This window comes from Hyphococcus sp. (genome assembly GCF_965228385.1).
Classification (GTDB): domain Bacteria; phylum Pseudomonadota; class Alphaproteobacteria; order Caulobacterales; family Parvularculaceae; genus Hyphococcus.
Genome location: NZ_OZ245810.1, coordinates 530,547 through 538,301, shown reverse-complemented (window position 1 = coordinate 538,301; position 7,755 = coordinate 530,547). Strand labels below are relative to the sequence as shown.

6 protein-coding genes are annotated in these 7,755 nt (G+C 51.3%); 3 read left to right on the top strand and 3 right to left on the bottom strand.

From position 1 onward, the window contains the following. Positions 1-88: 88 nt before the first annotated feature. Positions 89-1,258, bottom strand: coding sequence for an ATP-binding protein (locus ACQK2Q_RS02420; protein WP_425408168.1), 1,170 nt, complete (start codon positions 1,256-1,258; stop codon positions 89-91). Positions 1,259-1,378: 120 nt separating this feature from the next. On the opposite strand from ACQK2Q_RS02420, the gene ACQK2Q_RS02415 reads away from it, so the two are divergent. From ACQK2Q_RS02415 to ACQK2Q_RS02405, 3 genes are read left to right on the top strand one after another with little or no spacing between them, the layout of a single operon-like run. Then, positions 1,379-2,386 (top strand): DNA-binding response regulator, encoded by a 1,008-nt coding sequence (locus tag ACQK2Q_RS02415; protein ID WP_425408167.1) that lies wholly within the window; start codon positions 1,379-1,381, stop codon positions 2,384-2,386. A 2-nt stretch (positions 2,387-2,388) separates the two neighbouring features. Continuing rightward, positions 2,389-4,947: a PAS domain-containing protein gene (locus tag ACQK2Q_RS02410; RefSeq protein WP_425408166.1), complete on the top strand. Its 2,559-nt coding sequence runs from the start codon at positions 2,389-2,391 to the stop codon at positions 4,945-4,947. Positions 4,948-4,965: 18 nt separating this feature from the next. Beyond that, a complete protein-coding gene (locus ACQK2Q_RS02405) occupies positions 4,966-5,436 on the top strand; it encodes a response regulator (protein WP_425408165.1) in 471 nt (156 codons plus the stop codon). Between the two features lie 499 nt (positions 5,437-5,935). Here the strand turns inward: ACQK2Q_RS02405 and ACQK2Q_RS02400 are convergent, their stop codons facing one another. Next, the gene (locus tag ACQK2Q_RS02400) at positions 5,936-6,796 is read right to left on the bottom strand and encodes a nucleotidyl transferase AbiEii/AbiGii toxin family protein (RefSeq protein WP_425408164.1); all 861 of its coding nucleotides are present in this window, start codon (positions 6,794-6,796) and stop codon (positions 5,936-5,938) included. Beyond that, positions 6,789-7,484, bottom strand: a complete 696-nt coding sequence (locus ACQK2Q_RS02395) for a type IV toxin-antitoxin system AbiEi family antitoxin domain-containing protein (RefSeq protein WP_425408163.1) — start codon at positions 7,482-7,484, stop codon at positions 6,789-6,791. Before ACQK2Q_RS02395 ends, ACQK2Q_RS02400 begins: the two co-directional genes overlap by 8 nt. Positions 7,485-7,755 lie beyond the last annotated feature (271 nt).

The following is a 7,755-nucleotide window of genomic DNA, read 5'->3' as shown; positions in this document are numbered from 1 at the left end:
AAGTATTAACTAGGGCCGCCAGCATCATGAATGCAAACACTCGTCTTCTTTGCAAACCGGCGCGAGCATACGAAGCGGCGACGGAGACCTAGTCGGCCAGAGGAATTTCAAAGCGGAACGTCGAACCATTCCCCGGCACGCTTTCAGCGGCGATGGCGCCGCCCATCAAGTCGACGTTACGCGCGCTAATAGCGAGGCCGAGACCGAGCCCGCCATCGAATTTTCTGCCGGGCTCCGGCGGCGATGCATTCTCGTCAAACAGCCGGGCAGTTTTTTCCGTCGCGATGCCGCACCCCGTATCGGAGACAGAAACATGCAACCGTTCCGCGGCTTCGCTTCTCGACGTGCGCGCCCTAACAACGACCTCGCCCTCTTCAGTAAACTTCATTGCGTTGGCGAGTAGATTAATCAGCGTCTGCCGGACGCGCATATCGTCGAAACGAATGCGGCGCGCTGCAAGATTATCAATATCGAGCGAAAGCGAGAGACCGCGGCGGTCCGCCTCCACCTTGAAAAAAGCGACTACATTCCGAAAAAACTCCTCGGCATCGACTTCCCGCAGCGACAATGCCGCTTTCCCTTCATCAAGGCGTACAAATTCAACAAGGTTGCGCAAATACTCCGTGGCGTGAGCCGCCGCATTTCGAGCGTCTTTAGCAATTTCCCGTTGTTCAGCTGAGGCCAGTTGGCCATCAAGCAAATCCAGAAGCCCAATGATCGCATCCACAGGCGGGCGAAGCTCGTGACCGATGGTTGATAGAAAGCGGCGGTTAAGAACGGCGTTCGCCTCGGCCCGGCGCCGTTCCTGGTCTCTTTCCTTTAATATCTGATGCGACTTGAGCGCGTATCGTATTGAGCGCTCAAGCGCTTCCGGAGTTAAATCCTTTTTGCTGAGAAAGTCAGCGGCGCCGGCGTCAAGCGCTTCGCCGTCCACATGCCGTGCGTCTTGATTTGTCAGCAACACGATGGGAAATGGGCAATTACGCCCGCCGGCGGCCCTAATGAAATCAATGCCGGATTTTGCGTCAAGACGATAGTCGACAATGGCCGCGTCAAATTCGCCGTCTTCAATTCTTTGCAGCGCCGCCTCGAAAGTGTCCGCACGCGTCACGCCATAACTTGCCCGCCACCCTTCACGCAACGTGCGCGTTATCACCCTGTAATCCAGATCGTCGTCCTCAACCACAAGCAGCCGAACTTCGCCTGATGAGGTTGCAAGCGTTTCATTTTGCGTCGTTGCAGCGGCTGTGGTCGCCATGGTCCAATCTGTCCTTGGTTAAAAGTTATGAAACATAATTCAAACAGCGAATTAAGGAAGATTTAACAGGGATGGCCCAAATGGGGCATGCAACAAAAATGCGAGACGGCGGCGGCCGAGATGTCAGAAATTCTTTGCATTGACGACGACATTCATACTTTGAACGCTTGGCGGCACAACTTTGCCGCCAAGGCGCCGCAATGGCGGTTTTCTTATGAACTCTCACCCAGAAGAGCGCTCCAGCGAATGTCGGAGCACCCCGCCGACGTCGTTATTTCCGATCTTGATCTTGGCGTCGCCGACGGCGTTTCATTAATAAAAGAGATGCGCTCTTTCGCGCCTCAGTCGGAATATATCATGGTGACCGGCGCCGGGGACCTCGACAGCGCCATGCGCGCGCTCAATGAAGCGCATGTTTTTCGATTCTTCACAAAACCCTGCCCTGTTGAGGATCTAGTCGAGAGCGTCAAGGACGCGCTGCAGAGGCGCACAGCACAGGCCGACTCTTCATCCGAATCTGACTTCGCGCGTGCTTCCTATCAACGCAGCAGAGCGTTGAAAGCAGCGTTTGACACGCTCGCTCACCCATTTTTCATCGTCGATCGCGACGGGCTTATTCTTCATCTCAACAGCGGCGCTGAATGTTTTCTCAAAAAACACAGCACGTATGTTTCAATTAACGGCGCCGTTCGAAACGATGAAAAGCCTTATCTCAATGCGAGCTTCGACGGAGAACTCGGTTATACGTTGAAACATCGCGATATCGCGGGACCTGAACTCGTTTCCTTAACTTGCGCCGCACGCGGCGAAACTATTCTGGCTCACTTTACGCCACTGACCGATTTCGCCAATCCCGGTTTCGCCGTTATTATCCTTGCTGACGAGGCGCCGCTGCTTCCGGATGATCTGCGCAGGATTTTTAACTTAACGCGAACCGAAGCGCGATTTGCGTCCGTATTTGCGAACGATCCCAGCCTGGAAGTTGCGGCTGCCAGCATGGGGATTGCGGTCGAGACCGCGCGAAAACATCTAAAATCAGTATTTGCAAAAACAAACCACGCAAAACAGGCCGACCTTATAAAGCTTCTTGACCGCCTGCGCTCCCCCTTTGCAAAGCAGGAGCAATAAGAATGCGCTTTTTATACGCGAGCCATGAAGAGCGAAAACAGGCATCAAATGACGGCCTGGTGGCACCGGCGGCTGTGCAGACAAAGAACCCTATTCGACTTTCACAGATCCGGGTCCTCTGTGTTGGGTCAATCTTTTTTGCATGTGCGGTGTTTATTCACATCGCTCATACTTTCGTTGAAACGCCCGGCCTGACCGGGGCCAAGTTCGCCGGCATTTCGGCAGGCATACTTTTTCTTGCCTGCTCTGCTCTAGCCGCATCGACAAAACGCGTGTTGTCGGCTGCATGCTTGTTCCTCCTTACATTGACCGCTGCCGTTATGTACGCGTCGTTCAAGAATGGCGGTCTAACAGCACACACCACTCCTTTTTTATTGCTTGTTCCCATAGCGGCAGGACTGTTTCTTGGCGCACGCGCCTCCCTATACGGATTTGCAGCGGCCGCCAGCGGGTTCGTGGTCTTGACGGTCGCTGACGGATACGGATGGACGTCCCCATCGCCCTACACTCCCAAGCAGACTGAAACCGTCTTTCTATCGGTCCTTTTAATGATTGCGCTTGCCACGACGGCGACAATTTTTATCTTCGCGCGGTCGAACATGCGCGTTCTGAGCGAGCTTGATTTACTGAACAAGAATTTGATGCGTTCGAAAGCAGCGCTGAAACGCGCCAATGACGAACAGTCATTAGTTCTTGATAATACACCCGTGCGGATCTGGTTTAAGGATGAGAACAACATCATACTCCGGGCCAATAAAGCAGCAGCTGCAGCTATGGGCCTCGATGCGACCTCCGCTTTTGACGCCAATACATACGACATTTTTCCTGAAATGGCGGAAAAATACCACGACAACGATCTTGAAGTGATAAGAAGCGGGAATCCCAAACTCGGTATTATTGAAACATTTGTCACTCCGGAGGGGAAAAGGCAAACCGTCCGGACCGATAAAGTTCCGTACACTGACCCGAAAACTGGAAAGAAGTATGTTTTTGTGGCTTCCGTTGACGTCACCAAAGAGAAAACCGCTGAAGAAGCTTTGCGCGTCAGTGAAGAACGTCTGCGCCTTATCCTCGACACCAGCTACGATGGGTATTGGGATTGGCGCCTTCAAGAAAAATACGAATATATGTCTCCCCGCTTTTGGGAGATGTTCGGCTATGATCCGTCCACAAAACGCCATCATCCTGACGAGTGGCAATCCATTATCTTCGAAGACGATTTGAAATTAGCTCTGGAGAATTTCGACCGCCATGTGGAAACCCGCGGTGAACACCCTTACGCACAGGAAGTCCGGTATCGTCACGCCGATGGATCGACAGTCACTGTTCTATGCCGAGGCAAAGTAATTGAATGGGATTTGGAAGGGCGTCCTCTTCGAATGGTTGGAACGCACACTGACGTTTCAGCATTAAAGGATGCCGAACGCGCCGTTCGTATGAGCGAAGAGCGTTTTGCGCTTGCAGCGGAAGGCGCTAGCGTCGGCATTTGGGACTGGAAATCGATTGCCGAAGACGGCGAATATTGGTCTCCAAGACAATATCAACTGCTGGGTTATTCGCCGGACGAAATTGACCCTTCAATGTCGTCGTTCAAAAGCTTATTGCACCCTGAGGACGTCGAGCGGACGATAAAAGCGGTTGGCGAGCACTTCGCACAACGGACGCCCTTTCATATTGAATATCGCCTTCGCCACAAGACGAAGGGATACAGATGGTTTCTGGGCACCGGCAAGGCTGTATGGGACGATAAGGGCGATCCGGTCAGGATGATTGGCACGATCATGGACATTGACGACCGCAAGAAAGCCGAAGCAGCGCTCGAAAAGCGATCAGAGGAGTTACGCCGTTCCAATCAGCAATTGGAGGAATTCGCCCATATTGCATCTCATGACCTTAAAGCGCCGCTGCGCGGGGTCGATATGATCGCCAGCTGGCTGGAGCAGGACCTTCGCGAAACGCTGTGCGATGAATCCCGCTCGAATCTGACAATGATGCGTTCCCGGATTACGCGTATGGAGCGGTTGCTGGACGACCTTCTCGCTTATGCAAAAGCCGGACAGGAATCGCAAAAGCTTGTGAATGTCGACTGTGCGAACCTCGTTGAGGACGTGTTCAGCCTAGTGGCTCCGGCCGCTTTCACCCTGACGCAAAACTCCAGGCTTCCCAAATTTGTCACCGCCGCGCCGCCGTTTGAACAGATATTCCGAAATCTCATTCATAATGCCGTAAAGCACCATGATCGGGATGAAGGATGTATTTCAATCCGTCACGAAGAGCGGGACACGCATTTCTTGTTTGAAGTCTCTGACGACGGCCCTGGCGTTCCCGCCGAATATCAGCGCCGCATATTCGGTATGTATCAAACGCTTAAAAGCCGCGACAAAGTCGAAGGCAGCGGAATGGGCCTCGCCATCGTCAAAAAAATAATTGAACATGCAGGGGGAACCATCCACGTGGTTTCAAATCCCGAAACGATGCGGGGAACGACATTTTCTTTCACGTGGCCAAAACAATGGCCGGCGGGCTCCACACAATCAGACGCTTTATCAATAGCAAGCTAGCACGCGAAGATCACGCCCATGCAAATGACAGATAAACTCGCGCCTGAACAGCACAAAAAGGTCGGTGATCGCACCGTAACGTTTCTGCTCGTTGAAGACGACGAGATCGACAAGATGGCTATCCGGCGCGCGCTCACAGAACTCAAAATCACCAATCCTGTCGTTTATGCTGACGATGGCGCGCATGCGCTCGACATTCTTCGCGGCATAGACCGGGATGCGCCTTTGCCGAAGCCTTACATTGTTATTTCCGATCTCAACATGCCGCGAATGGATGGGTTTGAATTTCTCAAGGCGCTCAGAGCCGATGCAACATTACGCAACACCATCGTCTTTGTCTTGACCACTTCGACGGACCAGCAGGACAAAATGAAAGCATATGAACACAATGTCGCAGGTTATATCTCCAAATCCCAGCCTGCGGACTCTCTAGTTGAGGCGTTAACAATGATCGATCGCTATTGGCGCATCGTTGAATTGCCGAATTAATCTCCGGTATGGTGTATCGTTCAATTTCGACTGCATTCACGACTGATTGCATGTCCAAAAGACGGCGGCGCTCGAAAAATTTTGCTCCTGGGTGCGTTCATGGCGCTAACTGTTTTTGGCAGGTAAGCAGTTAACGAGTATGTCAAAATCTGTTTTTTTCGTATTGAGGGTCTTCGCCAGCGACTAAATTACTCGTGAGTATGCCGGTCATCCGAAAATGAATGATTTTGTGAGTGGCCCACACTTGAAATTCGCACAGTCGCCCTACGCTCACGCATATGGTCAAGAATCATTCGGAAATCATCTCTTGGCGCCTGGCACAAAGTTCGATATGCATTCACGAAGGGGAGCCATCATCTACCGCTAATAAATTCAATATGTTACGGGCAATTTTATCCGCGACCCCAATTTGATTCTCGAACTTCTTCGCATCCGTCTTTTTCCGTTGGCCAGGTTAAATTCGCCATCATTTGAATGGTCGATCGAGAACACATCCGATTCACGACGGAAGCGCGTTTATAATCTTGTCCAACTTGGATTCGAAAAACCGGCTGCTCCAAAGCTTTAGAGATTCCGCTTCTGCGGGGCGCAAGAAACGAATGACATCTTTTTTGGCCTCGCCCCAAACAATTGACTGAATGCGTTTGGTCATTTCAGTTTCGAGCCATTCTACATTCACGGCGAGTGTTTCATCGTCCGCCCAAGGGCCGAATTGACGTAGAGCAGCTTCTAAGTGCGGCAAATTCGGAAAGATTCCTTGCGCGACATACCAGGAGAAATCGTACCAATCGCGCCCCTTCAAATACTCCCGACACAGCAGTGCATGAAGTTTCAATGCAAAATTCGATGCCAAATCTTGATGTCGAATCTCAAAATCAACCGGAAAATCAAGATAGGTGAATTCATCATTCGAATGCGCGGGCGGGTGAACATCAACCTCCAGTTTGACCTTCAAGGTTTTCCGCGAATCTCTTTTGCCAAATGACAAATCCAGCTGATTAACGATCGAGTTATCCTTGATGACCGCGTTCCGGATACGCTTGTCCATTTGCTCCTTGGAAATCGCTTCGGGCTGCAGGCCATATTCTTCAAATGTCTGCGTAAGAACCTTTAGAAAAGGCGCCCAGTCGAATTTCGGATTAGGCGCCAACAACATGAAATCCAGGTCTTCAGAAAATCGCGGCAGCTTGTGCAGAATGCGCAAGCTGGTGCCGCCCTGAAAAACAGCAAGTTCAAAAAACTTTGCACGCCAGAGCCCATAGAGCGCGATCTCCTGGATGATCTCCTTGGTCGCATTCTCAGCTTCCACATCATTGGCAGGTTTGTAACCGGCTAATCGGGCGTGAATAATCTCATTCATGACTATGTTCTTTTCCGCTTGTACGCATTGCTTTTTTCAATGCGCGGACCTCCTGTTCGAGCCGGGATAAAAATTCGTTGACGACTTTGTGTTTGTAAACGCCTTTTAAAGCCGAGAAGTCTTTCAAACGAGTATGAAGTAGATGCGCTTTGCTAATCCGCATTCCAGTATCAAGCCACGCAATACCTTCCCATTCCTGTTTCCGAAAGGCGACCAAATCCATGAGCGCCCGCAGCGGTGACGCTACGAGCATCGCTTGATCGCTGATGACATGTCTTTGAACCCCCGCAAGGAAACCCGATTTGTGAAGCGCTAACGGATTGAATTCGAAACGGCCAAGGTTGGGATGGTCGATCACTTGGGATTTTCGGCCCGGCGTCACACTAACGGTCGTATAAACGGCTTCTGGAATCCAGCCATGAAAGGCGAGAGCCGTTTCCATGGAAACATAACTGCCTGTGACCAGCGCCTGAGCGAGTGCAAACGGATGGAGAGGATGCTCGCGGTATTGCTCTGCTAGTACATAAAGGCTGCGTTTGATGCGAATGAGCGCCCTCGACTGCAAGGCGCGCTTTACCTGGCCATAGCGCCGATCATCGCTACCGCCCAGAATGCGCCCAATTTGCTGATCGTTTAGAACTCGATCAGCGTATCCGGCGCTCGTAATCTGCGAAATCAGCTCACCCATATAATTCTCAATACTGTCACTTTATGACAGTTACGAGAATTATTGGTTAATTGCAAGATGGCCAGTCACACCCGCATGGTTAGGGCAATCGCCATTCACTAAACCACCCTTATTTCCTGCAAAACCGCCCGAAATTCAGCCCTGGGAGCCTGACATAAAGTTCGATACGCATTCACGAAGGGAAGCCACAAATTTTTCGCAACATATTCAATGGAATAGCGAACAAAAATTGTAACCCCATTTTTTAGTTTCGAACTTTCTTACCCGGCGT